The organism is Streptomyces sp. NPDC020958 (assembly GCF_055562175.1).
In genome coordinates, this window is the sequence record NZ_JBVHFU010000005.1 from 40,095 (window position 1) to 65,538 (window position 25,444).

Below are 25,444 nucleotides of genomic sequence, written 5' to 3' on the forward strand. Positions count from 1 at the left end.
CCCTACTGCTGTGCCGACCTTCTGTTTCCGCTACCCGGCTCGGCAGAGGGGGGTGCGGGGGGATCGCAGCTGCTTGACCGGGGACCACCATCCCTTCCGGGGTCTTGCGGTACCCGATCCGAGTGTTCCTCGGGCCGGGCGGTCCTGATGGCGTCTGCCGCCCGGTGCGGCTCTCCTGATTCAAGAGCCGCACCGGCCTGAGCACTTCGTATCCAGCCACCCGCCAGTTCGTGTCTGGCGGGTCTCGTCGACCGTGTCTACGAGTAGGAGCATACCCACGCCACGAACGAAAATCTACTCCCGCAAGAGAAGATTTCACTCTTCCGGCGGAGCAGGAACTCTGCGTGAGCAGCCCTCACCGGAGGCCGGAAGCCACCTGCGGGTACCGAGTGGGGGTGGGCCGCATAAGCTCTGCTGTCATGTCGAACCCCGATGAGTTGCTCGTCGCCATCTCCGCCGCGGTGGAGTCCGAGCGAAGCAATCAGATGTCGCTGACCGTGGTCGTCGGTGGCGCCGTCATCACCGGCCGGCTGGCTCCCGAGGCCGTGTGGCGGGAGCGGGTGGCGGAGGTCCTGAAGGACTCGGACCGCCTCGGCCCGTTCTCGGACGTCTTCGCGCGCGGTCCGCGAGGGAACCGGTCCGGGCGCGGCGAGGCGCCCACGCATCTGCACTTCCATCTCGCCCGGATCCTGCAGGGCAGCCTCGGGATCCCTGAGACGGGTGGCATGTACCGGGTCGCGATCAAGGACGTCAGCGCGTGGACCGTCGGAGATCTCATCCACTTCGAGCAGTGAGACCCCACCGGGGTGGCGGCCGCGGCCGAGCGGGTACCGGGCGAGGACCCGGCTCATGACGCCGTGCAGGGGGCGTCGCGGGGAGGGGGACCCCCACTCGCCGCACCGGGCCCTGACCCACGTACATCAAGTACGTGGGTCAGGGCCCAGCACTCCCCCAGCCTCCGGCCGGGGGACCCCCAGAGCACACACCTGACGCCGCGCGGCCCGCCCTCCGGGCGGACGACGGGACGTTCGCAACGCGCCCTAACGGATCAGCACGAGAGGGCGGTTGCGCCCGGAACCCGACCGTGCTCACCGACGCCGCCCGAGCGGCCGCCGGACGAGGGCAGCGATCCGCCGAGGACGTCCCGAAGACGGATCCGGTCCGTGTACGACGAACTGTCGCGGAGAACGGCTAGCCGGGCCAGGCTGACCAGAGCTGTGCTCTCGTCGTCCCCGTCGCACACGGCCAGGTACTCGACCCGGGCACTCGCCATGACAGCCAGAGCCACCTCGACGGTCATGTCGTCACACACCCGGGGCCCGTGCCCTTCGATGTCCTCGACCGCGGCCTCGGGAGCGGGGTGCGGCGTGCCGTACTGCGTCCGGGCCGGCGTCAAAGGTGTCTCCTTCGGTCAGGGTTGGTCGGCTTGACGGCGGCCTTTGCGGCACTTGCGGCGGACCCTCAAACGGTGGGTACGCGGTTCATGCGGACCATTCCTCGATTCCGGTGCAGAATCGCGAGAACGGGTCGAAAAATGGCAGGGGGAATCGAATCCGAATACCCTTGGGAGCCGAAACGAACGAGCTGGGGCCCGCACCCCCAGGTGCGGGCCCCAGCTGCGAAGTACTGCGGCAGTGCCGGTGCGTCAGGCGGCAACGATGTTCTCGGCCGTCGGGCCCTTCTGGCCCTGCGCGATGTCGAACGACACCTTCTGGCCTTCAAGGAGTTCACGGAATCCCTGGCCGGCGATGTTCGAGTAGTGGGCGAAGACGTCGGCACCGCCGCCGTCCTGCTCGATGAAGCCGAAGCCCTTTTCCGCGTTGAACCACTTCACGGTGCCGGTAGCCATGCTGTTTCCCCTTCGGAGGGCGGAGTACGGGAATGCACACTGTGCGCATTCCGTGTCGCCGTGATGATCAGCCGTCGGAAAAACCGTCTGGCAACCACACCTGCAACCGCGTTCGACAGTAGCACGGGGCGATCGACCGCGCGTGGTGAACAATTCCGCTCCGCCGGGCGGCCGAGGAATACTCGCCGCACCCCGCTCCTATTTCTCATTTGACGGGAACAGATATTGTTCCACGCGCAGGCCGAGCGCCTCCTCGACGCCCTGGCACGACTCGGCAGGGTCAGGACACGACGGAGCGCTGGGGCACGGTGCCCGCGTCGGCCGGCGTGGAGCGGGTGGTGTACTGCGGTACGGGGGCGTCGTCGCGGCCGGTGTCGCGCACGAGTCCGTACCGTTCGCGGTCGGCGGAGCGCGGGGTCGGCGGACTCGCGATGTCGTCGGCTGTCTCCTGCCAGGAGGAGGGCAGGACGTCGAGGTTGTAGTCGGCCTGGGTCTCGTTGAGGTGGAGTGTGACGCTGCCGTCGAGGTAGTAGTACTCGTTCTGCCACATCTGCTGGGCTCCCGGCGGCAGGGTGACCAGTCCTTGCTGCCGGTTGCCCATCCAGGTGCCGTCGGCGGGCGCGCCCGGCTGACGGTCGTCCATGCGGTGGCCGCCGCCCGAGGCCACGTGGAACAGCCGTCCTCGCAGGCCGGTCCACGAGGGCATGGTCAGCAGCCCGGGGCGCAGCCCGTACATCACGTCCCAGTGGACGGTGAAGTAGCCCTTCCCGCGCAGTACCACCGTGTCCCCGCGGTGGACGAGCTGGTAGCCGTCCAGGTGTCTCTTCAGCCCCGTCATCGTCACCGTGGTCCCCGGGCGGTGGGGCAGTGCGGCGGGCGGCCGGTCCGGCGGGGGCGCGCTGTCCACGGCGTCGACCACGGACCCGTACCGCGGCCGGGGCGAGGGACGCGAGACGGCCGGTCCCCGTACCGGTGCCGACCGTGACGGTGATGCGGCCACGGATGCCGAAGCCGATGCCGATGAGGCCGCGGTGGGCGAGGGCGCGGGTGCCGGGCGGCCGGAAGCCGTCGGGGCGGTGGCCGGACGCACCGACGGGCTGGACCACGGGGCCGCGTGCACGAGCACGCCACCGCCCACGGCGAGCAGCGCACTCGCCGCCCCCACCACGGCCTTCACGGTGAGGCTCGTCCCTGCGGTCCCCGCGGTCCCTGCGGGCCCCGCCGTCCCCGCCGTCGCGGACCCCCCGCTGCCTGAAGTGGCCGTGCTGCCGGCCTGGCCGGCCGCCGCCGTGTGCGTTCCCGCGGACAGCCACGGGCGCCAGGCCAGCAGTGCCGCCGGCAGGGGCAGGAGGGCCAGGGGCGCCAGCAGTCCTTCCGGGGCCAGCAGGCCTTCCTCGTGGCGCAGGCACCGCGGGCACTGCCGCACATGGCGGCCGAGGCGTTTGCGCCACAGGCCGCTGGGGGCCCCGTCCCAGTCCAGGGTCAGCCGGGTCAGTTCCCCGCAGGCGGGCCTGGCCGCGAGGGCCCGGACGATGACGCGGGAGGTGTGCAGGCGCTCCTTCATGCGCTGCACCCGTACAGCGGCTTGATGACCGGTCAGGTCCAGGGCGGAGGCGAGCTCGGCGCGGACGAGCCGGCCGGCCGTCTCCAGCCACCACAGTGACAGCAGTTCCCGGTCGTCCTCGTCGAGCCAACGGGTCGCGCGCACGGACTCCTCGCGCTGCCCGGACAGCCGCAGGTCGAGGATGACCCCCTCGGCGAAGTCGGCGGCCGGGTCGGGCCGGTGCTCGGCCGCGTCGAACGCCGCTCCCGTCGTCTCCCTCCTGCCGCGTCTGCGGAGGTGGTCGCGGACCTCGTTCACGGTGATGGTGACCACCCAGGACCGGAACGCCTCCGGGCGTTCCAGTCCCCCGATGCCGCGCAGGATGCGCATCATCGTCTCCTGGACGATGTCGTCGACGTCGTCGCGGTACGGGTACGCGCGCGCCGCGACGCTGTGGACCAGCGGAAGCGTCCGGGAGCTGAGCTCTTCCAGGGCGCCGCGATCGCCGGCCCGGGCCGCGGCTATCACATCAGCGGCGGGCGCGGCATGCCGTGGCATCGGGTCTCCCTCCGACCTGACGCGGGTACGACCCCGCTCGCGCCGGCCGAGCCTGGTCGCGGGGGCCCTCGGGCGATCGCCGTCGGTGTCGCACACACCGGGGCAGCGAAGTCATCGTAAGGGTGTGAGCGCCGACAGCCATGGGCGGGCCGGTGGAACCGTGGCGGCCGGGGATCAGCGGGCGTGACGCGGGGACGTACGCGGACGCGAGCGGACGCGCACGAAGGCGAAGACCGCGGCGACGCCGGTGAGAACGACGCCCGCCAGTCCCGTGACGGCCCACGCAGCACCGACGTTGCTGCCGGTGTCCGCCACGGTGCCGGTGTCCGTCCTGGGGCCGGTGGCGGCGCCCAGGGGGGTGGCCGCTCGGCCGGTCCGGGACGGGGAGGGCGCCGGTGTCGTCGCGGCGGCGGAGGGGAGAGCGGTGAGCACGGTGTGGGCGCCGGCCCGGCTGACGGAGAAGTGCGCCCCGCCGACGGCGAGACGGGTACCGGAGACTTTCGCGGTCGTCGGACCGACGGTCAGCTCGGGGGAGTTCCGGGGAAGGAGGATCTTCGCACCGGTGACGACCCGCAGTCTGCGCAGGGTCGTGTCGCGTGCCTTGCTGAGATCCAGGACGGCCGAGGAACCGGTCAGAGCGACCCGGCCGGATGTCCGCAGCGAGGTCCCGGAGACGATCAGGCTGCCTTTGGCCACGGTGGTGTTGCCGGTGTGGGCGGCGCTGGTGACGGTGGTGGCGGCGGCTCCGCTCTGCGTCAGCGATCCGGCACCGGTCACCGCCGGGAGGGTGGTGGGTGTCCTGGTGTTGCGGACCACGAGTGAACCGTCGTCGATCACCTTGTCGAGGGCTCCGCCGGTGTGGAGGCTCCCGTCGCCGCCCGCGGTCCCGGAGCCGAGACGGAGGGTCGCGTTCCTGTCGATGGTGGTGGATCCGTCGTAGTACTGCGCTGCCGCGAAGGTCACGTCGTTGCCGCTGGTGCCGGCGATGACGACGTCCCCGGCGCCGGGAGCGCCGAGGGTGTCGTGATACATGCCGCCGCCGATGGGCGCGCCCAGGGTCACCGGTCCGTCGTAGTCGAAGGTGAGCCGGGAGCGCTGCCGTCTGGCGTGCAGGTTGATGTAGACGGTCTGCGCCGTGCCGGGCATGAAGATCTGGTGCGTGGTCCCGTCGCCCCACTGGACGTCGGCGCCCTCGATGTTGGTGCCGCGCTTGTTCAGTTGGTGGGCCACGGGCCGCCAGTTCAGTCCGGGGTCGCTCAGCGACGGCGCCGTCCCGTCGCCGCTGTCACTCCAGCTGTAGACGCCGGTGAGGATCACCTTGCTGCCCGGGCGGGAGTGCACGTTGACGTCGTTGCCGTACTCGTGGCTGTAGAAGTTCTGCCGCTCCACGACCGTGTGGTCGAGCGGGGTGTCGATGATCCATGACCCGCGGTTGACGACGGAGCGGGCGTCTGGCAGTGCGGCGGCACAGGTGGTGCTCGCGAAGTTGACGCCGGTGCCGTTGTCGAAGATGCCGGAGAACGGGTTGGTACCGCAGATCTGGAGCGTTCCCCACATGTTCCGGGGCTGGGTGACCAGGCCGGAGCCGCTGATGACGCCCAGGTTGAACAGCCGGGTCAGCGACAGACGCAGGGTGCCGTCCACCCGGATGTTGTCCTGGTTCTGCTGGTAACCGGGCGTGTTGTACGGGAAGGACCCGATCAGGCCGGTCGTACCGCCGGTGCCGTACTGGAGGGTCGCCCCCGCGTCCACGGTGACCGCGGGCTCGTCGGGACTGCCGACCACGACGTACGGGTGGTTGCCGCCCGGGACCCGGACCCGCCGGTGCTGCCGGGAGCGCGGCAGGGTGAAGGTGCTGTCCTTGGCGAGGACCAGCGTGCCGGTGCCGGACACGCGAAGGGCGCCTTCACCGCTGATCACGCCGGTGTACGTGTGGGTTCCCGGCGGGACGCGCACGACCGCGTCGCCGGTCAGGACGACGTCGCGGTTCGCCAGGACGGCCGGGGTGATGTCGCCGTCCGCGGCGACCGCGGCGCCCGCCGCGACCACCGGTGTGACGGCTCCCGCGACGAGTACCGACGCCAGGACAAGGTGCCAAGATCGCTTCATCGAGTCGAGGTGCTTCCTGAAGTGCTGGTGATCCTTACGGACGTGAAGACCGGCCGCCGGCCACCGGGATCTCAAAAACCCGGAGAAGGGCGGCAACCTTCTCGTCCGCTGCGGCAACTGGGAGGCAACCGGGGCCGGAAGGCCGAGTCGAACCACCGGATGGACGGGCATGAGGGAAACGAAGCACTCCGCGCAACCGACCGGCGTCCGGTTCGCCCGGCATTGACCAGACCGTCGGTCGGCCTTCACCGCCCCGCAACCGATTACGACCGCTGTTCGAATCCCGGGTTGGGCGCTGTTAGGCTGCGCTCCCCGTTGTCAAACGCGCAACCAACGCGCACATCATTGCCAGGAGAGGGCGACCGGGGGATGGTCCTCGATGACGCGTCCGCGGAGTTCCACGAATTCTTCGAACGCCACTATGCCGAACTCGCCCGTCTGGCACACCTCCTGACCGGCGAGACCGACGCGGCGGACGACCTCGCGGCGGATGCCCTGGTCGCCTTGTGGCAGCGTTGGGACCGGTTGCGGCAGGCCGACCACCCGCTCGCCTACGCCCGCGGTGTGGTGGCCAACCTGGCGCGGGGACGGATCCGCAGCGCGGTGCGGGAGCGACGCCGGATCACGCTGTTCTGGTCCCGCAGCCCCGAAAAGGTGGAGGGGCCGGACACGGCGGCCGTGCTGGACGTCCGCGCGGCGCTCGCCCGGCTGCCGTTCCGCAAGCGCGCCTGCGTGGTGCTGCGGCATGCCTTCGACCTGTCGGAGAAGGACACGGCGGCGACGCTCGGCATCTCGGTCGGCACGGTGAAGAGCCAGACCTCGAAGGGAATGGCCGAGCTGGAAAGGATACTGGGCGCACGAGCGGCCGGGGACCTGGTGCCAGGGAGGAGGAACCGGTGAACGAGGACATCGACCGTCAGCTGCGCGAGGCCGCCGAGGCCCACCGGCCCGACCGCGCGAGGATGCTGGCCCGGGTGCAGCGCGGCATGGCCGGCCCCGCCGTCCGTCACCGCGCGCGGCCGTTCGCGAGGTCCGGGACCAGGGTCGCCCTCGCCGGGCTCGCCGCCGCCGGCCTCCTGGCGACCGGCGGCCTGGCCGTCGCCGCCATCGTCGCGTCCCCGTCGCCGTCGCCGTCGCCCACCGTGACCACGCCTGCCAGCCCGTCCCCGACCGTCGGCTCCCCGCACCCGACACCGGCCCACCCCGCCCCGGTCGCGCCGGCCCCGACCACCACCCCGGGCAGCGCGCGCCCGACTCCGTCGGCCACCAGTCCGTCGCCGACCACCGACGAGAGCCGGAACGGACCGTTGTCGTCGGCCGGCACGGTGGACGCGCGCAGCAACGCCTACTGGACGCAGAGCGACCTCACCCTCAGGACGACCCAGCCGCTCACCTCGCTCACGATCGAGATCCGGATCGCGCAGACCGGCGGGGTGGAGAACACCGGCACCTGGCAGACCCTGCCGAGTACCGACTTCACCGTCACCACGCAGGAGGCCGGCGGCACGCTGGTCTACCTCTGGGTCCTCAAGCCGGGCCGGACCGTGCCGGCCGGGAACCACGAGTTCGCCGCGCAGTTCAACAACGGCACCAGTGTGCGCAGTGTCGCGGGCGACGGCTACCGCGTCGACGCACGGGGTTCGGGCGGCTCCGCGTCGGTCCGGGGAGGATTCGTCCCCACCCGGTGAACCCCGGCAAGTCCCCTACCGTGACAAGAAATGCGCCCCCATCGAAGAGATGGGGGCGCACTCGTCGGCTTCGCCTACTTGAGTGCTGTGCCGCCCGAGTTGTGGTACGCGATCGTCTTGTTGATCAGGTTTCCGCCGTCGGTCTCGACCGAGGTCTGTTCCTGCTGTCCCGGACCGAAGAACAGGCCGGCGATGTGGGCGTTCGCGACCTGGTCCATGTGGGCGAAGAACCAGTCCACCTTGTCGTCCTTGTAGTGGTTGAGGGTGTTGTTCTGCGCCATGTTGCCCACGGGGATCTGCCACAGGACCACGGGCTTGCCCACGGACTCGGCCATCGTCTTCCAGAACTTCAGCGTGGTGGCGGCCTTCTGGTCGGTCCAGAAGGTGTCACGGCCGCCGTGGGCCGCCTGCGCGTACCAGCCCGCGTCGCGGTCCGACACGTCGCTGACCAGGAAGTCGGCGTTCTTCGCGCCGAAGTTCTCGTAGGACGTGACGCAAGCCTGCGTGTTGGTCTCCCAGTCGAAGCAGGACAGGTGCATCCCCACCTCGGTGTTCGGCGCGTACTTGTGCGCCATCGAGATCAGGCACTGGGCGAGCCCGGTGGCGCTGTTCTCCTGCGATCCGCAGTCCGTCGGATTCGAGCTCTTGACCTGCGCGGCAACCTGGTGCGGATCGCCGAGCGAGCGGACGTAGCCCCAGAAGTCGGGTTCGAGGTCGATCGCGGCCTGCGTCTTGCCGATCTTCTGGAGGAAGAAGCGGTAGTCGTTCAGGTAACGGGTCAGCAGGTCGGTCCGGTTGATGGCCTTGACCTCGCCCGGACCGTCGCCCTCGCCCGCCGCGTCCCCGAGGTCGCGCAACGAGTACCAGGTCCAGAGCATCTTCTGCGGACGCGCGCTGCCCTTGTACGTCGCCTGGGACACCACGTCGTCCCGCCAGGTCACGTAAGTGCCGGGCGCCGTGGTGCTGCCGTTCCAGCAGCCCCACCAGCCCGACCATCCGTCCTGGCATTTCGCTGCCGTGTAGTAGTCCGAGGAGGGCGCGGGCTGGCTGTGCACATAGGCGTACCGCACGTCGAACGGCGCGGCGGCCGCCGAGGCGTCGGACATCGAGCCGCCGATGAGCACCGTGCTGCTGCCGAGGAAGCGTGTCGTCGAGCTGCCGCCACCGGCCACGGAAGACGGCGAGGACGAAGGCGTGGACGAAGGCGCGGACGAAGGCGTGGCCGACGGGGAGCTGCCGACACTCCCGGCCGGGACGAGTTTCCACTGCTGATCGGCACCGCCCCGGTCGCGGTTCTGGACGACACCGCTCCCGTCGGCCTTGGCGGCGTTGTGGACATCGACGGCCATGCCACTGAAGCGATTGACCAGACGCACGTAGCCGTCCGAGGACTTCGCCAGTTTGAACTGCTGGTTGGCGCCGTTCAGGTCTTTCCACTGCACGAGGGCGGAGCCGGCGGTCTTCGACCAGCCGAGGTCGTCCAGCACCTTGCCGGAGTTCCGGTTCTGCAGCCGGTAGTACCCGTCACCCGCGTCGATGAACCGCCACTGCTGGTTGGGGCCGCCGTGACGGCTCCACTGCACCACCGCCGCGCCGTCGTTCTTGGCGGAGGCGCGGTCGTCCAGCACCTTGCCGCTGTTGCGGTTGACCAGCACGTACCACTTCTTCAGATCCAGGGTCTTCGGCTGCGCCGAAGCCTGGCCGACCACGACGGCCGAGCCGGCCACGACCACCGTGACGAGGGCCGCCCACAGGCCCCGACGCTCGAGCAACCGACGGCCACGATGCCTGGGACGACCACCGCGAGCGTGACCGTCGGCGCGGGACGCGACCGATGCGGGTGGTGGGCTGGAGACATGTCTGGGCTGTCGTTCACGGGGCATGCCTGTGCTCTCTTTCAACCGTGGCATCTGACCGGACCACTTGGCCGGACAACGCTGAGTGGTCCGCGAGGCCGAAAAGGTTGCCGCGAAGAGCCAGAGAATTTTTTTCGACCGAAGACGTGCCGGCGTCAGGGGGTTCGGGCCTCGGCGGCGTCGCGGAGGAGTCCGGCGAAGGTCAGGGCGGCCGGGGTGAGGGAGTGGTCGGCCATGCGCACCAGGAGGATGCGGCGGATGGGGGCCGGCGGTTGGAGGGGCAGGGCGTTCACGCCGGGCCGGATCCCCTCCAGGGCCAGGGTCGGGGCGAGGGCGACGCCGATGCCGGCGGCGACCATGGCCTGGGCTTCCTGGTAGTCGTGGGCCTCGTAGGCGATGTGGGGCTCGAAGCCGACGGCGCGGCAGCCGCGGACGAGGGCTTCGGCCACCGGGTGATGGTCGGCGCGGGTGATCCAGGGGTCGTGGGCGAAGTCGGCGAGCGAGGCGGCGTCGCGGCCGGCGAGTGGATGGTGGTCGCTGACGAGAAGGGCCGGAGGGTCGTCGAGGAGAGGGGTGATGACGATGTCCTCCCGGTCGATGCGGCTCCAGTCGTAGTCCCACATGAGGGACATCTCGATCTCCCGGTTCTCCAGCATCGTCCAGAGCCCGGCGATGCGGGCGCTGCGGACGGTCAGCCGGACGTCGGGGTGGGCGTCCCGGAAGGCGATCACGGCCTGCGGGAGGAGCGAGGCGCCGACCGTGGGGAAGGTTCCGACGCGCAGCGTGCCCGCGCGCAGGCCCGCGTAGTCGGCGAGTTCGTTCTCCGCGGCCCGCAGTTCGCGTTCGATCCGCTGCCCTCGTTCGGCCAGCGCCCGTCCGGCGTCGGTGAGGGTGACGCCCCGGGCGTGGCGTTCGAGGAGGGGCTGTCCTGCCTCCGCTTCCAGGCGGCTGACCTGCTGCGACACCGCCGACGGGGTGTAGTTGAGGGCGCGGGCGGTCGCTGTCACCGAGCCGCGCCGGGCGACCTCCGTGAACAACAGGATGCGCCGGACGTCGAGCATGCCGCCACCTCCTGGTTTCACTTCAGCTTAATAGCCATCCAGTTTTTCGAGATTGTACTTCACACTCCCGTAACTCACCGTGGAGGACACCACGCACGGCGAGACCGCCGGCGGGCTTCCCCTTCCCTGGCTGTGAGGAGTCGGTTGTGCTGCGTCTGCAGGGCGAGATGATCCGCGGAGGAACCAGCAAGTGCTGGATCTTCGACCAGCGCGACGTGGCCGCCACGGGCGTGGACGTGGACGGCCTCCTGCTCGCCGCCTTCAACGCCGCCGACCCCCGTCAGATCGACGGCGTGGGCGGTGCCTCCTCCACCACCTCCAAGGCCGCCGTCGTACAGGCGTCGACCCAGGCCGGTGTGGATGTCGAGTACGCCTTCGCGCAGGTCGGTATCGGCGACGAGCGCGTGGAGTGGGCCAGCAACTGCGGCAACTGCGCCACCGCCGTGGCCCTGTACGCCGTCCACCACCGTCTCGTGCCGATCACGTCGGACACCACCACCGTCCACATGCTCAACGTCAACACCGGGGCCCGCCTCACCGGCACGATCCCCACCCCCGCGGGCGTGGCCCCGGACGAGGGCACGGCCATGGTCCCGGGCACCTCGGCGCCGGGCGTGCCGGTCCTGCTCGGGTTCCAGGACCCGGCGGGCTCGACGACCGGCCGCGCACTGCCGACCGGCCGGGCACTGGACGAGCTGACCGGCCCGGAGGGCCTCGTCGAGGCGTCCCTGGTGGACGCCGGCGCTCCGGCCGCACTGTTCGAGGCCAAGGCGTTCGGCCTCGACGGCACGGAATCCCTCACCGCGTTCGCCGCCGCGGTGCCCGCGCTGACCCTGCTGCGCCGCCAGGCGGCGCTGGCCATGGGCCTGGCCCGGGAGGGCGATCCGGTCAGCCACGCGGTGCCGAAGGTGGGCATCGTCGCCCGACCCGCGCCCTATCGCACCACCCAGGGCACGCTCGTCAACCAGGACGAGTACGACCTCGCCGTGCGCATGGTCTCCATGCACGCCCCGCACCCGGCGATCGGCCTGACCTCCGCCGTGGCCCTGGCCACGGCCGCCGCCACCCCCGGCACCCTCGCCCACCGCGTCGCCCGGGGGACCGCCGACGGCACGCTGCGCCTGGGCACCCCCGCCGGCGTGATCACCACCCGAGCCGTCCCCGCACCGGACGGCGCGTCCCCCACGGTGCTGCTGCACCGCGCCGCCCGGCGTATCGCCCGAGCCGAACTCCTCGTTCCCGTCCTGGAAGGACGCCCCGCATGAGCCGCAACGACGCCGCCCCGGGTACCGTCACCCCGCCACCGGGCCGCATCCGCCGGATGCTGTCCCACCTCTACGTCCAGTGCCTGATCGCCGTCCTGCTCGGCGCCGCCGTGGGCGGGCTGTGGCCATCCGTCGGCGCCGACCTCAAACCGCTCGGCGACGGCTTCATCGCGCTGGTGAAGATGTTCATCGCACCGATCATCTTCTGCACGGTCGTCCACGGCATCGCCTCCATGGGCAACGCCCGCGCGGTCGGCCGCGTGAGCCTGAAGGCGCTGGTCTACTTCGAGGTGCTGACCACCGTGGCCATGGTGATCGGCCTGGTCGTCGTCAACGTCGTCAGGCCGGGCAGCGGCCTGCACATCGACCTCTCGACCCTGTCCACCAAGGGCCTGCCACCGGAGGCGACCACGGCCCACGAGGGCTTCGCCGCCTTCCTCCTCGCCACCATCCCGGCCACCCTGGTCAGCGCCCTGACCGGCAACGAGATCCTGCCCGTGCTGCTGGTGTCGGTGCTGTTCGGCTTCGGCCTGCACGCCAGCGGGGAGGCCGGCCTGGGCATCGCCCGGGGCGTCGAGAAGTTCTCCACGGTCCTGTTCACGCTCATCCGCTGGATCATGCGGCTGGCTCCGGTCGGCGCGTTCGGCTCGATGGCCTTCACCATCGGCCACTACGGCCTGGGCACCCTGCGCCACCTGGCGCTGCTGGTCGGCTCGTTCTGGCTGACCGCCCTCTTCTTCGTCCTGGTCGTCCTCGGGACCGTGATGCGCCTGAACGGACTGCGGCTGCTGCCCTTCCTGCGCTACATCAGGGAAGAGCTGCTGATCGTCCTGGGCACCTCCTCCACGGAGCCCGTCCTGCCGCGCATGATGGCCAAGCTCCAGCACGCGGGCGCCTCGAAACCGGTCGTCGGCATCACGCTGCCCGCCGGGTACTCCTTCAACCTCGACGGCACCGCCATCTACCTGACCATGGGCTCGGTCTTCCTCGCCCAGGCCCTCGGCATCGACCTCAGCCTCACCCAGCAACTGGGCATGCTCGCCGTCATGCTGCTCACCTCCAAGGGCGCCGCAGGCGTCACCGGCTCGGGCTTCATCGCCCTGGCCGCCACCCTCAGCGCCGTGCCGCACGTCCCGCCCGCCGCCCTGGCACTGATCTTCGGCGTCGACCGGTTCATGTCCGAGGCTCGCGCCCTGACCAGCCTGGTCGGCAACGGCGTCGCCACCCTGGCCGTCGCGCGCTGGGAGGGCGAGCTGGACGAGGACCGCGCCAGGGCCGTCCTGCGCGGAGAGATCCCTTACGCCCCCACCCCGGCTCCCTCCGCGGTGACACCCGAGCCCGATCCGACGGAGACACCCGTGCCCACCACCCACGCCCCCGTCCCCGCCGCAAGCTGACGTCGCGTGGGGCCGGTCAGGAGCAGCCGCTCCAGGCCGGCCCCACGCGAGGTGGCCCCGCCCGATCCCGCCACCGGGGCGGATGCCATCACCGGGGGCGCGACGAACGCGTCGCCCTCCCCCGGGTGCCGGAACATGCGGCCGGGATGACCGGCCCCGGCGATGCGGCGCTCCTCTTCCGGCCACGGAACGACGTGGCACTGCCCTCTCACGCCGAAACCGTGCTCGCGTCCACACTCGAAGACCCCGCAGTCGGCAGGTCCGGGACCCGGGTCCAGCGGCGGTGGGATCGTGGGTGTGGGCCTGCCGCGTGTTCTGGTCATCCGGCTTTCCCGGACCTTCGGCGGGGGAGAAGGAGCGAGGTCACCGGAACGTGGGCCATGTGCAGGTGGGCCATGTGCATGACATTTATGTTTCTTGTCGCTCCTGCCGTCACACCTGCCGCCACCACCATGACGGCTGGTGCGGCGGCAGGTGTGGTGGCGCTCAGCTCACGGCGTACGCGTTGTACACCGTGGTGGTCGAGCTGTCGCCGTGGGTGTCGGTGACCGTGGAGCGTAGGCCGACACGGCCGGAGGCCGGGTTGTGGACGGCGACCGTCCACTTGCCGCCGGACAGCTTCGCGGTGGCGGCGGTCCAGTGGGCGCCGCTGTCGGTGGTGTACCAGGCACGTACGGACTTCACGCTGTCCGACAGACGGCCGATCGTGCTGTCGTCCGTGCCGAGGCGCTGCATGCCCAGGTCGACGGTCGTGGTCGACCCGGCAGCCGCCTGGTTCCTGGAGTTCAGCGCCTCGGGCCAGAACCGGGTGATGTAGTCACGGATCTGCTGGTTCTTGCCGGCGTCGGCGTAGAAGTGCAGGGAGAGGCTGGAGGAGGTCGACAGCGAACCGGACGGCAGGCCGGCCCGGTGGCCGGTTTCGGTGATCGTGTACCAGCCCGACCCCGGGATCCGCGGCTGCGCGTCGATCTCCTGCGAGGGGCTGTACTTGTGCGAGTAGAGCGTCTTGCCCGCGTGGGTCAGCTTCACGGTGCCGGAGGCCAGGACTCCACCCGCCGTGAACTCGGGGTCGGCGAACGGGTTGTCGCCCCCGAAGTACAGCTGGTGGTACCAGGTGTACGGCAGGTGCCCGCCTGGCCCCCAGACCGCGTGGCCGAGGGTCAGCGAGGTGGTCTTGCCGGCCGCGTACTTGCGGAACCCGTCGTAGATGAAGTCGTGGCCCTCCTGGCCCACCTCCCACTGACCGGCCGGGACATGGACGCTGAAGGAGTTGGGCAGGTCGCGCTGGAAGTCGAGGATGTCCATGGACGCCGAGCAGTCGTAGCCGCTCGTCGGCTCGCCGTTGAACGAGAACCTCGCCTGCCCGCTGTCGGGGCCGGAACGGGCGGACACCTTGAGGGTGGTCAGCCCGGACTTCCTGAGCGTCGCGGACACCCCGGACGGCACGCCGCGGCTGTGCGTGGCGGACGCCAGCCAGAAGTCCCCGCCGGTCGTCGACTGCGGCGCGTAGGTGGTGCCGTAGGACAGCTCGTACGCCTGGCTGCTGTTCGGAATGACGTACAGGTCCCCGGCCTCAGTCGAAATGCTCATGTTCGCGGGGCTGTTGTCGGTGGCACAGACGGCCGCGCTGACCATGTGGTCGTACCCGCCGCCCGGGTTCGGGCTGAGCGAGACCTTTACCGCACGGCCCTTCCGGGCGTCGAACGTGGTCGTCGTGGCGCCGGAGACCTTCACACTGTGACCGCCGACAGCGGCATCCACACTGTTGCCGCCGACGAAGGATGTGACCAGCTCGTAACTACCGTTGGGCAGCGACGTCTTCTTGTTGCTGTCGATGTAGCGGAAGTCGTTCGTCTTCGTGTTGTAGACCGCCACCTGGGCGTAGGCCGCCCTGCCGCTCCGGTCCAACGTCCTGACGGTGAGCGACCCCTTGGCCGAGGCCGACGCGGTCGAAGCGCCGGCCAGGAGAAGCGGCACGAGTACGGTGACGACACTCGCGGCTGCTGTGGTTCGCCGCATCAAACCCCCCAAAGGTGCGCGACATGAACACGTCACCGTAGCGCACGGGGCACTCGTCGCGGTCACTGGCCCCTCATCGGCTATCGCCCGCCCGCTGCGGCACGCTTCGAACCAGCGGTACGCCGAGAAGGGGCCCGACGGTCCGAACTCGCGCTCTCAGCCTGGGAAGCGACGGAGCTTGAGGAGCTGGATGACCTGACCTGCGCGTATGCGGCTTGTGACCGTGATTGTCCGCCCTCAAGGGCACGCAATGGGCACGGAGCCGCGCAACGTGTCTGTGGTGTCGCTTCCCTGTGCTGGAGGGCAGGGCTCCTCAGCCGGTTGAAGCGCGCCGTCGAGAGTGCACGGGATGCCGTTGCCTCGTCGGTGGCGGTGGCGGTGTCGGTGGCGGTGGCGCCTCGTACGAGCGCGCGTCTGCCCATGCGGGACCTCGCGCCGAGCGGCGGGTCATGGACCCGCCGCTCGGATGATGTTCCGGGCAGGCCCCCAGGCAAAAGGCCGTGTCCTCGCGGACTTTGGGCTGGGGGCTCTTGCCTCAGCCGTAGTAACCCTCCAGGTCGGCGACGACATCGACCGAGCCGAGCGCGTTGTGGATGCGGATGGAGCCGTCGGTCCCGACCGGGACCACGGCAAGAACCGGCCGGGTCTGGCCCGCGGTGAGGTTGTCGTTCGACGCGGTCGGCAGGGTGCCGTCGCCGTAGGCGGTCAGGTGGGTGTCGGCGGTCGGGGCGACGCCCGTGAGGTTGACCAGTACGGCGGTGGCTCCCGCCGGGACCTTGCTGAGCTTCACGGTGAGGGTGCCGTTCGCGCCGAGCGGCTTCGCGGAAGCGCCCAGGTCCGTGCGGGTGTCGAGGAGACGAGTGGGCGCGGTCGCCACGAACGGTGCGCCGGAGGGGGCAAGCGTGTCGTCGACTCCGTTCGCCAGCTCGTTGGTGTACAGCCCCTGCAGGTCGGCGATCAGCTGGACATGCCCGGCGCTGTTGTAGACATGGACCTTGCCGGCGCTCACGCAGGGGACGGTCAGGTTCGAAACGGTCTCTCCGGCCCGGTAGTTGAGACTGGACGCGGTCGGCTGGGCGGGACCGCCGCAGTCCACGGTGACGTAGCCGCTGCTGGTGCCCCCGGTCACGGTGACGTTGAGGACGGCGCCGACGGTCGCCACGCCCCGGGCGTACTTCGGCAGGGTGAAGGTCGTGGTGGTGCGCGGCCCGACCGCGCCCTTGGCCGCCCCGGTGCCGTTGCGGGTGTCCAGCACCCGGGTCGGGGTGATCACGGCCAGGCCGGCCATGGAGTCGTCATCGATCCTGGGCTTGGTGGTGGTGTAGTAACCCTCGACGTCCGCGATGAGGTTCACCTTGCCGTGTGCGTTGTAGAGGTCGACGTAGCCGTCGGCGCCCGCCCGGACGGTGACCAGGTTCGGGTTGACCTGCCCGGCCTGGAAGTTGAGGTTCGAGGCGCTCGGGCGGGCGGCGCCGTCCGGGTAGACCGACACGTAACTGGACGCCGTGGCGCCCGTGTCGGTGACGTTCAGGGTCACCGCCGTCACCCCGGACGCCGGGACGCCGCCCACGCCGAGGATCTTCAGGCGGACCACACCGCCGGCGCCGACGGCCCGCTTGGGCGCGCCCGTCCCGTACCGGGTGTCCAGCAGTCGTACGGGACCGTGCGCGACGAAGGCCGCACCGACCGTGAGCGGGTCGGTCGCGGTGGCGGTGCGCCCGTCGGAGTCGGTGACCGTCTGCGTGACCGTGTAGGTGCCGGGCGCCTTGTACGTGTGCCGCACCAAATCGCTGGAGGCGGTGACGGAGAGGGCCGCGGAGCCGTCGCCGAAGGTGATCCGGTCACTGGTGATCGGGTAGGGGTCGAAGCCGGTGTCGTACGTGCAGCCTGCGGCGTCCGGCAGCGAGGGGCCGGTCCCGCAGCCGATCGTCGGGGTGAGGTCCGGGACCGGATCGACCCGTTCCCAGTAGTCGGCCACACCGACCCTCGTGCCGTCGGCCCTGTTCACCACCACCCAGGCCTGGACACCTGTGCTCGACGTGGCCTGGCTGTAGGTGTGGGTGGCCGAGCCGGTGGTGGAGATGACGGTCGTACCGTCCGCGAAGTCGAAGGTGTAGGTGAGGCCGTCGAGCGAGTCCGACCACGGGTTGCTCAGCCGCGCCACGGCGGTGGTCGGAACGCCGACGTACCCGTAGCCCACGATGAGCCCGCTCACCGTGAACGGGTCCTGGAACTCCGTGGCGCCCCGGTCGTCGTGACCGGCACCGGTGTCGGCGACCAGGGGGTCGTCGACCCGGGGACGGCCGTCGACGTCCGTGGACAGTTCGCCGGGGGCGTCGGAGTCGGCCGAGTCGATGAGTGGTGAGTGCTCCGCGGGCAGCCCACCCGCGGGGATCGTCAGATCCGTCTGGTCCAGGTCGTGGGCGCCCTGGCCGGTGCCCGCCCGGAACGCCTGGGCGGTGGTGTAGGCGGTGCCGGCCCAGTTGTAGTTCGTCCCGGTGGACGGCGGGTTGAGCGCGTTGTAGTCCGCGGTGACCTGAGGGGCGGAGGTGGCGTCCACCGTGAGCTCGGCCGTGGTGGCGGAGCAGGGCGTCGTGGAGTAGGGCAGGGCGACGGTGTTCTCCACCGACCCCGAACTGCCGTCGGTCAGACTGATAGCGCCGCACACCGTCCGGAACGTGTCGCCCGCGAAGTCGATGCCCGTGGTGCCCACGGCCGAGACACCGCCGACGTCGAAGATGTCGCCGGCCAGCGTGATGTTCCGCGCTCCGGCCGCACTGCTGACGTCCGGCCCGGAGTACTGGTCGACCTTGAGGCGGGTGAGGGAGATGTCGGAGGACGACCCGTCGATCGCGATCACCGCGGTGCCGTTGGCGAGGTTGCTCTGTGCGGAGGCGGAGCGGTAGGTGATGTGCTGCGAGTCCTCGACGGCCAGGGCGGTCGCCCCGGCGGCCCTGGTGCGGATCCCGGTCATGTCGACGTACCGGGCACCGGAGAAGACGATCGCCGTGGCCGGGTGCGGGCCTGCGACGGTGACGAGCGAGCCGTCGCCGGTTGCGGCGGAGAAGGTGACGGGTGCGTCCGCGGTACCCGTGGACCTGATGATCACGGGCGCGTAGGACCTGCTGTTGCCCGCGATGCGCACGGTGTCCCCGGGCGCCGCGGCGTCCGCGGCCGGCTGGATCTGGCAGAAGGGTTCCGCCGCCGAACCGGGACCGGTGTCGCTGCACCCGGCGGCCTCGTCGTTGACGTAGAAGGTCGCGCCCGTGACGGTGTCCGCATGGGCGACGCCCGCGGCGGGACAGCCGATGAGCAGAACCGCGAGGGCCACCAGTGCTGGTTTCCGCCCCATGAATACGTCCCCCTCCGGACCTTCGCGCTGGAACTGACGGGACAGTAGGTCAGGTTGGGGACGACGGACGTCGACGAACGGCCCAAGTCTGTCGAAAATTCGAAACTTTGCACGGAATTTTGCTGCGGCGGGGGCCATGCAGACCAGCGCATTGACAGGCTTTGAAGATCGTTCCCTCGGCACCACGATCAAGACCCACGAGGTACCGTTGCGGACCCTTTCCGGCAGCACCTCCGCACGATCCACCGTGACCACCTCGGTGGCCGGGCGGAGACGGACCGTGGACCGAGGTGAACGTGGCGCGCGGGAAGGTCGCCGCCCCGCCGAGATACCGGCGCCGTTCGTATGCATCCACTCGTCCACCGAGCCGTAGGCGCACCGATGGAAGGAGTTCATGTCCGGGTCCTGAAACCCGCAACTCCGCTGCTGCCAGGCCATTGTCAATGCACCCGCCGGCTTGCCTGGCGGAGGGAAACCGGTCCAACAGCGTGCGCTATCGTCCGGATGCTTGTTCCCGTTTACTTCGCAGGGAGCTTCATGCGCCTCAAGAAGGTCTCGCTCACGGCGGCGATATCCCTCCTCGCCGGGCTGGCCACCAGCGTTGTCGGCCTCAGCAGTAATGCCTGGGCCGATACTGCAGTGCCACTGTCGCTGCCCCACTACTCGCACATGCTGGTCGACCCGGCGCACCAGCACCTGTTCTTCAGCAGTGGGGTCGGTAACAGCACCATCCTGGTGACCGACTACGACGGCGTCACTGTGCGCACCATCGACAACGAGCCCGGGGCGATCGGCCTGGCTCTGTCCCCCGACGGCAGCACCGTCTACGCAGCGCTCTACAACGGCGACGCCATCTCGGCCATCGACACCACATCGCTGAACGAGGCCCACCGCTACAGCACCGGCGCCGGCAGCGAGCCTCGGAGCGTCGCCTACACGGGCGGCAAGGTCTGGTTCGGCTACGGCGGAGCAGCCGAGGGGAACATCGGGTCGATCGACACCAGCAGCAACCCGGCGAGCGTCACCCTCGACACCGCCGACGGGTGGTACAGCGCGCCGACGCTGGCCGCCGACCCATCGGCGCCGGGGACGCTCCTCGCCGCTGACCAGGACACCAGTCCGCCTTATCTGACGCGCTACGACGTGTCCTCGGGCACTCCCGTTGTCGGCGTGCGCCGTTGGCTGCAGGACTCGTCCGACGTGAGCGACATGCAGATCACGCCGGACGGGCAGGACGTGGTGCTGGCGACCGGAGCGCCGTACTACCACCAGGTCTTCAAGCTCTCCGACCTCTCCGCAGACGGCACCTACCCGAGCACGGCTTACCCGAACTCGGTGGCGATCGCGCCGGACGGCGCTGTCGCCGCGGGCAGCTACGCGTCCTATGACAAGGACGTCTACGTCTACCAGGCCCACCAGTCGTCCCCGATCAACACGTACGACTTCGGATCCGGCGGCACGCTGGCCAGTTCCGGACTTGCCTGGGCCCCGGACGAAAGCCGGCTCTTCGCCGTCACGGCCGACGTCTACGGCGCCAACCCCACCCTGCACGTCCTGTCCAACCCCGAGGCGACCGCCTCCGTGCTCACTCTGGCTGGACCGGCCACGACTGTCCCGACCCGGCAGCTCAGCCTGACCGGATCGCTCACCTCGGCGAACCCGATTCCCGCTGGGCAGCAGGTCAAGGTGACCCGGGTCGACTCGGCGAACCCGGACGGCATCGCTCTGCCGGACGCCGTCACGGATGCCAACGGCGGATTCACCGTCACGGACACCCCGACAACCGAGGGGGCAACCACCTACCGGGTCTCGTACGGGGGCGACTCCAAGCACCTGTCCGCGAACGCCTCGTACAGCGTCCAGGTGGCCAGGCCGGCCTCCACGATGACCTTGACCGCCCCGGCCACCTCGACCCGCACGGCGCAGCTCACCCTCACCGGCACGCTGGCCAACGGCCCGTACACCGCCGGCGAGACGGTCCAGCTCACCAAGAAGGACCTGGCCCACTCCGCCGGCTACAGCATCGGCACGGCCACAGTGGGTACGGACGGCAGCTTCACCCTCCACGACACCCCGGCCATCGGCGGCAACAACACCTACACGGTGAGCTACCCGGGCGACGACATCCACAAGGGCTCCACCGCATCGGCGACCGTCCAGGTCTCGCGCACGGCCTCGGCCCTGACGGTGACCACCAACGCCTCGACGTACTCCTACGGCGTGACGGCCACGGCCACTGCTCATCTCGGCACCACCTACAACGGCCGTACCGTCTCGATCTACGCACAGCCCTACGGGGGCACCAAGACGCTGGTCAAGACCGGCACTGTGGACAGCCACGGGAACCTGGTGGCGAGCTACAAGCTCAGCCGGAACACCGTCTTCAGCGCGGTCTTCGCCGGTGACTACCGCTACGCCCCCGCCACTGCAGCCCGGACCGTGTACGACCGTGTCAAGGTGGCCGAAACGCTGAGCGGGTACTACACCAGTACCTCCTACGGGAGCACCCTTTACCGGGTCTACCACCACACGGCCAAGGAGCAGCTCAACGTCGCGGTCACGCCCAACAAGGCCGGGCAGTGCACGTACTACCGGGTGCAGCAGTACTACGGCGGCGCCTGGCACACGCTGACCACCTCGCCCTGTTTCGCCCTGGGCTCCGCAAGCACCGGCGCTGGATCGGTGAGCCTGAGCAATGCGATCAACGGCAAGTTCCGCATGGCCGCCGAGTACGTTCACAGCAGCAAGGACAACACCAATGTCAGCACCTGGGGTGCCTGGCAGTACCTCACCGTCAGGAGCTGAGCCGCAATCCTGACAGTGGGACCGTGGGATGACGAAGGGGCCGCCCGGCCTTCGGGCGGCCCCTTCGTGCACCCTTGGTCGCGGAGGAGCGGCTCCGCGCAACCGGTGCAAAGACAACCGTCGCCGAGGCGTACCGGCTCGTCAAAGCCATCATGGAAACCGACGTCGACGACGAACTGGTCAGCCGCAACCCGTGCCGGATCAAGGGCGCGGGCAAGGAATCAGCCGCCGAACGCCCTATCCCGGCCGTCGCCCAGGTCGACGCCCTCGCCGACGCGATCGGTATCCGCCGTCGCCTCATGATCTACCTCGGCGCGTACGGTCCGATGCGGCCTGAAGAGCTGGCCGGCCTTCGCAGCCGGGACGTCGACCTCGACAACCTGCTGATCCGTGTCCGTGTCCGTGTCGCGGAGCCCGAGCGGACCAACGGCAAGCGGGCTCCCGGCGAGACCAAGACCAATGCGGGCGTCCGTACGGTCGTCCTCCCGGTCCTCGGCACAAGGACGTAAGACGGCACCTCGACTGGTACGCCGAGAAGGGGCCCGATGGTCTTCCCTTCGTCGGCGAGAAGGGAGCGGCCTTCCGACGTACGTCCTTCGGCCGGAAGTGGCGCCGGGCGCGCACCGCCGTCGGGCTCCCGGACGGCTTCCGCTTCTACGGCCTTCGTCACACCGGTCGCACCCGCCGTCGCCGCGGCCGACTCGGATGACAGCGAAGGCGACACGGCGGCAGACGATGATGCCGCGAGCAGCCACTGGAGCGTGGTGAAGTTCGTGGCCCACGACAAGAACGGGCGCTACGTCCCAACCCGTCAGGGAAACCAGTCTTTCGGCTGGGTCCACTTCTCCGGGCCGCACGAAGACCCGCAAGGTGTACGGCGCGGTGCTGTACGACAGCCTCGGGATCATTCTCGCCAAGGTCAAGGTCATCGCGCAGTACCACTGGGAGACCAGCGACCACAAGTACACGCTCGCCGACACCGACGACAAGATCGGCGTGATCACGGCGTTCTGCCAGGGTGTCAACCAATGCCCGGACGCGTTGAACCGAGTACGACGGAGCACTCGATGGCATGGGACGAGACAGGCCTGTCCGGTCTGCAGGCGCAGCTGGCGCACGAAATGCTGAGCCGTGTCACGGCCTTCACGTTCGGACCGGACGTCCGGCTCGTCCGAGGTGTGGTGACCTCCCCGGACCGGCCCGGCGCCGGCCGCGTCGTTCTCTGGGACGGGCAGCGGCTCGACAGCTCGTCGCCTTCGACGTGCCGCTCACGGGCCCCACGGGCGGAAACATCCCGTCGGGGGAGCTCGCCGCCGCCCTGCGCGGCGATCGGGCTGCAGGCGAACCAGTCGAGAACTTCGGCGCCCAGTTCCCAGGGACGTTCAGCAACGCTGTTTCCGTCGCCTCCGGGTCTGGGGCGACCGCGTCCGGTGCCGGGCCGATGATGGCTGCGCGAGGAGTCGGCAGAGCTGGAGGTCCGTGGATCGCGTTGACGTCTGGCAAGAGCACGCTCGAGCCCTCGTACGACGGCCGGTAGGGCCGGATCGTCGCCTGCAGCAGGTTGCGCGGGCCACATGTCGACACCAGCGACCCAGGCGATCAACGTCCCGGTGAGAATCCGGCACGCGGCAGCTGTGTCGAACGCGCACGTGCAGCTCGCGAAGGGCGGTGAGACCGGTGACGGTCAGCCGGGGGTGTCCGCCTTGGCGCGCGGCGGGTTGGGGTCGAGCTGGGCGGCGACACGTTCTGCGGTGGCGGCGGCCCAGCGGCCGGAGGTGACGGTGCCCAGTACCAGGATGGCCGCCCCGCACCCGGCGATGATCCACCAGGCCGTGGGCCGCGCGCCGGATGCGACCGCGGCGCCGATCACCGCGATGCCGAGCGAGGAGCCGACCTGACGGCTGGTCGCGGCGACTGCGGCGGCGACGCCGGCCTGGGCGCGCGGCATGCCGGACACCGCCGTGTAGGTGATCGGTGCGTTGACGAAGCCGAAGCCGAGACCGAACAGTCCGTATATGACGTACAGCAGGATGTCCGAGGGATGGGCGGAGCGGGTGACGGCAACGGCCAGTACACCGCTGGCACCGATACCGGCCCCCGCGAGGACAAGGGGGATCCGCGGGCCGCGGCTGCCCACGATCCGCCCGGACAGCGGCGGGCACACCAGGGACAGTATCGCCATCGGCAGCAGGTGCAGCCCGGTGCCCAGGGCGCTCAGACCCACCACCCGTTGCAGGTAGAGGGTGTTGGCGAACAGGAAGCCACCGAGCGCCCCGAAGGCGAGGACCGCTGTCGCGGTGGCCCCGCTGAAAGGCGCGCTGCGGAAGAGCCGCGGGTCGATCAGCGGTTCGGCGCGCCGGTTCTCGTACGGGATCAAGACGGCCAGCGCGCCGGCTGCCATGATCAGGCAGGCCACGATCGGCGCGGTCCAGCCCTCTCCGGGCGCCTCGATGATGGCGTACGTCAGTGCGCCGAGCAGGACGATCACCAGCAGCTGGCCCACGGGGTCGGCGCGTCGGGCCGTGTGCGCGCGGGACTCCGGGACGACCAGCGCGGCGAGCGTCAGCGCGGCCAGCCCGACCGGCACGTTCAGCCAGAACACCGACCGCCATCCGGCCCACTCCACCAGTACCCCGCCGAGGACCGGCCCGGCCGCCATGCTCAGGCCGACCACCCCGCCCCAGACGCCGATGGCCCGCGCCCGCTCCCGTGGTGCGGTGAAGGTGTTGGCGAGGATGGCCATGGCGACGGGGGTGAGCATGCTGCCGCCCACCGCCTGCACCATACGGAAGACGACGAGCCATCCCGTCGTGGGCGCCAGACTGCACAGGGCCGACCCGCCGGTGAACAGCACGAGACCGACCTGGAAGACGCGCCGCCGTCCGACACGGTCGGCGGTGGCGCCGGCCAGGGTCAGCAGCGAGGCCAGGACGATGGTGTACGCGTCGAGCGTCCACTGCAGGCCGGAGACGGACGCGTCCAGGGACCGCTGCATCGAGGGAAGTGCGACGTTGAGGACGGTGACGTCGAGACTGACCAGCAGCACGCTCAGGCAGCAGACGGCGAGGACGGGGGCGCGCCGCCCCCGTACGGGATCGGACACGTGGGCTCCCGCGCTCAGTTGGTGGGCCGATGGGTTGCGTGTGCTTCGGCGAAGTCCCAGACCAGAGGGAGGAGTTGCCCGGGAGTCTCGATCTGGGGCATGTGACCGGTGCGAGGGAGGAGCTCGAACCGGGCGCCGGGGATGGCGGCGGCGTACGCGTGTCCGTACGCGGTGTCGACGACCTGGTCGCTCTCGCCCCACGCGACGAGGACCGGGAGAGTGACCTTGGCCAGACGCTCGCGCAGGGTGGGATCGGCCATGGTGTGCGGGCCCGAGTAGACCTGCAGCGCGGCCATGTTGGCGGCCCCGACCGCGCGCTGTTCGTCGGAGAACGTGCTGGGGTCGATGCGGAACTTCTCGACGTCGTGGAAAGAGAGAGCGGACAGCTCGGCGGGTGTCAGGGCGAAGGGGTCGGCGACCGGGTGGCCTGGGACATGGATGCCGGCGGCGTTGACGAGGACGACGCTGCTGATCCGGTCACTGCCGAGCAGGGCTGTTTCGGCGGCGATCCAGCCGCCTATGGAATTGCCGACGACGGTGACGTCCTGCAGGCCGAGGTCTTCCAGCAGTCGTACGTAGACCTGGGCGAGGGTGGGCACGTCGGTCAGCCAGTCGGGCCGGGCGGTCCCGCCGAAGCCGGGGTGGACGGGGGTGATGACCCGCGCCGGCCATTGCTCGGCGAGGAGCCCGGCGAACCCGGCGACGGTCTGCGGACCGCCGCCGCCGTGCAGGAGCAGGAAGGGGTGACCCTTGCCCCGCTCGTCGTCGGTGAAGCTCAGGTCGACGTCGCCGGAGTCGAGGGTGAGGGTGACAGTGCGGGCGGTGCCGGTCATGGAAGT

The 25,444-nt window shown here is 70.3% G+C and carries 17 protein-coding genes and 1 pseudogene; 8 read left to right on the forward strand and 10 right to left on the reverse strand.

The window, feature by feature from the left end; genetic code table 11:
* Positions 1 to 419 precede the first annotated feature (419 nt).
* Positions 420 to 794 (forward strand): hypothetical protein, encoded by a 375-nt coding sequence (locus ACZ3KP_RS17190; RefSeq protein ID WP_467500369.1) that lies wholly within the window; start codon positions 420 to 422, stop codon positions 792 to 794.
* Between the two features lie 254 nt (positions 795 to 1,048).
* Here ACZ3KP_RS17190 and ACZ3KP_RS17195 read toward each other — a convergent pair whose 3' ends face one another.
* From ACZ3KP_RS17195 to ACZ3KP_RS17210, 4 genes are all read right to left on the reverse strand, one after another.
* A complete protein-coding gene (locus tag ACZ3KP_RS17195; RefSeq protein ID WP_467500371.1) occupies positions 1,049 to 1,396 on the reverse strand; it encodes a CBS domain-containing protein in 348 nt (115 codons plus the stop codon).
* A gap of 249 nt (positions 1,397 to 1,645) precedes the next feature.
* Positions 1,646 to 1,849, reverse strand: a complete 204-nt coding sequence (locus tag ACZ3KP_RS17200) for a cold-shock protein (RefSeq protein WP_358986919.1) — start codon at positions 1,847 to 1,849, stop codon at positions 1,646 to 1,648.
* Positions 1,850 to 2,129: 280 nt separating this feature from the next.
* Positions 2,130 to 3,950, reverse strand: coding sequence for a sigma-70 family RNA polymerase sigma factor (locus ACZ3KP_RS17205; RefSeq protein ID WP_467500373.1), 1,821 nt, complete (start codon positions 3,948 to 3,950; stop codon positions 2,130 to 2,132).
* A 174-nt stretch (positions 3,951 to 4,124) separates the two neighbouring features.
* Positions 4,125 to 6,059, reverse strand: a complete 1,935-nt coding sequence (locus tag ACZ3KP_RS17210) for an autotransporter (RefSeq protein ID WP_467500375.1) — start codon at positions 6,057 to 6,059, stop codon at positions 4,125 to 4,127.
* A gap of 369 nt (positions 6,060 to 6,428) precedes the next feature.
* On the opposite strand from ACZ3KP_RS17210, the gene ACZ3KP_RS17215 reads away from it, so the two are divergent.
* Positions 6,429 to 6,959, forward strand: a complete 531-nt coding sequence (locus ACZ3KP_RS17215; protein WP_467500377.1) for a SigE family RNA polymerase sigma factor — start codon at positions 6,429 to 6,431, stop codon at positions 6,957 to 6,959.
* Positions 6,956 to 7,747, forward strand: coding sequence for a hypothetical protein (locus ACZ3KP_RS17220; protein ID WP_467500379.1), 792 nt, complete (start codon positions 6,956 to 6,958; stop codon positions 7,745 to 7,747). The genes ACZ3KP_RS17215 and ACZ3KP_RS17220 overlap by 4 nt, the downstream gene beginning before the upstream one ends.
* Before the next feature lie 74 nt (positions 7,748 to 7,821).
* On the opposite strand, the gene ACZ3KP_RS17225 is transcribed toward ACZ3KP_RS17220, so the two are convergent.
* Together ACZ3KP_RS17225 and ACZ3KP_RS17230 are read right to left on the reverse strand one after the other, a co-directional pair.
* Positions 7,822 to 9,519: an RICIN domain-containing protein gene (locus tag ACZ3KP_RS17225; protein ID WP_467500381.1), complete on the reverse strand. Its 1,698-nt coding sequence runs from the start codon at positions 9,517 to 9,519 to the stop codon at positions 7,822 to 7,824.
* Positions 9,520 to 9,758: 239 nt separating this feature from the next.
* Positions 9,759 to 10,664: a LysR family transcriptional regulator gene (locus ACZ3KP_RS17230; protein ID WP_467500383.1), complete on the reverse strand. Its 906-nt coding sequence runs from the start codon at positions 10,662 to 10,664 to the stop codon at positions 9,759 to 9,761.
* 146 nt (positions 10,665 to 10,810) lie between these two features.
* Between ACZ3KP_RS17230 and ACZ3KP_RS17235 the strand changes: the two genes are divergently transcribed.
* Both ACZ3KP_RS17235 and dctA read left to right on the forward strand, forming a co-directional pair.
* A complete protein-coding gene (locus ACZ3KP_RS17235) occupies positions 10,811 to 11,929 on the forward strand; it encodes a PrpF domain-containing protein (protein ID WP_467500385.1) in 1,119 nt (372 codons plus the stop codon).
* On the forward strand, positions 11,926 to 13,326 hold the full coding sequence (gene dctA, locus ACZ3KP_RS17240; RefSeq protein WP_467500387.1) for a C4-dicarboxylate transporter DctA: 1,401 nt from the start codon (positions 11,926 to 11,928) through the stop codon (positions 13,324 to 13,326). The genes ACZ3KP_RS17235 and dctA overlap by 4 nt, the downstream gene beginning before the upstream one ends.
* A 486-nt stretch (positions 13,327 to 13,812) precedes the next feature.
* On the opposite strand, the gene ACZ3KP_RS17245 is transcribed toward dctA, so the two are convergent.
* Both ACZ3KP_RS17245 and ACZ3KP_RS17250 read right to left on the reverse strand, forming a co-directional pair.
* Complete coding sequence (locus ACZ3KP_RS17245) at positions 13,813 to 15,303, reverse strand: hypothetical protein (protein ID WP_467500389.1); 1,491 nt, start codon at positions 15,301 to 15,303, stop codon at positions 13,813 to 13,815.
* 577 nt (positions 15,304 to 15,880) lie between these two features.
* Positions 15,881 to 18,697 (reverse strand): PKD domain-containing protein, encoded by a 2,817-nt coding sequence (locus tag ACZ3KP_RS17250; protein ID WP_467500391.1) that lies wholly within the window; start codon positions 18,695 to 18,697, stop codon positions 15,881 to 15,883.
* A gap of 537 nt (positions 18,698 to 19,234) precedes the next feature.
* Between ACZ3KP_RS17250 and ACZ3KP_RS17255 the strand changes: the two genes are divergently transcribed.
* From ACZ3KP_RS17255 to ACZ3KP_RS17265, 3 genes and pseudogenes are all read left to right on the forward strand, one after another.
* On the forward strand, positions 19,235 to 21,502 hold the full coding sequence (locus ACZ3KP_RS17255; protein ID WP_467500393.1) for a WD40 repeat domain-containing protein: 2,268 nt from the start codon (positions 19,235 to 19,237) through the stop codon (positions 21,500 to 21,502).
* Between the two features lie 86 nt (positions 21,503 to 21,588).
* A pseudogene (locus ACZ3KP_RS17260) lies at positions 21,589 to 22,196 on the forward strand (site-specific integrase); the annotation flags it as partial.
* Between the two features lie 188 nt (positions 22,197 to 22,384).
* Positions 22,385 to 22,630, forward strand: coding sequence for a hypothetical protein (locus ACZ3KP_RS17265; protein WP_467500395.1), 246 nt, complete (start codon positions 22,385 to 22,387; stop codon positions 22,628 to 22,630).
* Positions 22,631 to 23,186: 556 nt separating this feature from the next.
* Here the strand turns inward: ACZ3KP_RS17265 and ACZ3KP_RS17270 are convergent.
* Positions 23,187 to 24,605, reverse strand: coding sequence for a DHA2 family efflux MFS transporter permease subunit (locus ACZ3KP_RS17270; protein WP_467500397.1), 1,419 nt, complete (start codon positions 24,603 to 24,605; stop codon positions 23,187 to 23,189).
* 14 nt (positions 24,606 to 24,619) lie between these two features.
* The gene (locus tag ACZ3KP_RS17275) at positions 24,620 to 25,438 is read right to left on the reverse strand and encodes an alpha/beta fold hydrolase (protein ID WP_467500399.1); all 819 of its coding nucleotides are present in this window, start codon (positions 25,436 to 25,438) and stop codon (positions 24,620 to 24,622) included.
* Positions 25,439 to 25,444: the final 6 nt, after the last annotated feature.

Bases quoted from the DNA above. Each gene is read 5' to 3' on its own strand.
- ACZ3KP_RS17190 (WP_467500369.1), top strand. From the start codon at position 420: ATGTCGAACCCCGATGAGTTGCTCGTCGCCATCTCCGCCGCGGTGGAG.
- ACZ3KP_RS17200 (WP_358986919.1), bottom strand. From the start codon at position 1,849: ATGGCTACCGGCACCGTGAAGTGGTTCAACGCGGAAAAGGGCTTCGGC.
- ACZ3KP_RS17205 (WP_467500373.1), bottom strand. From the start codon at position 3,950: ATGCCACGGCATGCCGCGCCCGCCGCTGATGTGATAGCCGCGGCCCGG.
- ACZ3KP_RS17210 (WP_467500375.1), bottom strand. From the start codon at position 6,059: ATGAAGCGATCTTGGCACCTTGTCCTGGCGTCGGTACTCGTCGCGGGA.
- ACZ3KP_RS17215 (WP_467500377.1), top strand. From the start codon at position 6,429: ATGGTCCTCGATGACGCGTCCGCGGAGTTCCACGAATTCTTCGAACGC.
- ACZ3KP_RS17230 (WP_467500383.1), bottom strand. From the start codon at position 10,664: ATGCTCGACGTCCGGCGCATCCTGTTGTTCACGGAGGTCGCCCGGCGC.
- dctA (WP_467500387.1), top strand. From the start codon at position 11,926: ATGAGCCGCAACGACGCCGCCCCGGGTACCGTCACCCCGCCACCGGGC.
- ACZ3KP_RS17250 (WP_467500391.1), bottom strand. From the start codon at position 18,697: ATGGGGCGGAAACCAGCACTGGTGGCCCTCGCGGTTCTGCTCATCGGC.
- ACZ3KP_RS17255 (WP_467500393.1), top strand. From the start codon at position 19,235: ATGCGCCTCAAGAAGGTCTCGCTCACGGCGGCGATATCCCTCCTCGCC.
- ACZ3KP_RS17275 (WP_467500399.1), bottom strand. From the start codon at position 25,438: ATGACCGGCACCGCCCGCACTGTCACCCTCACCCTCGACTCCGGCGAC.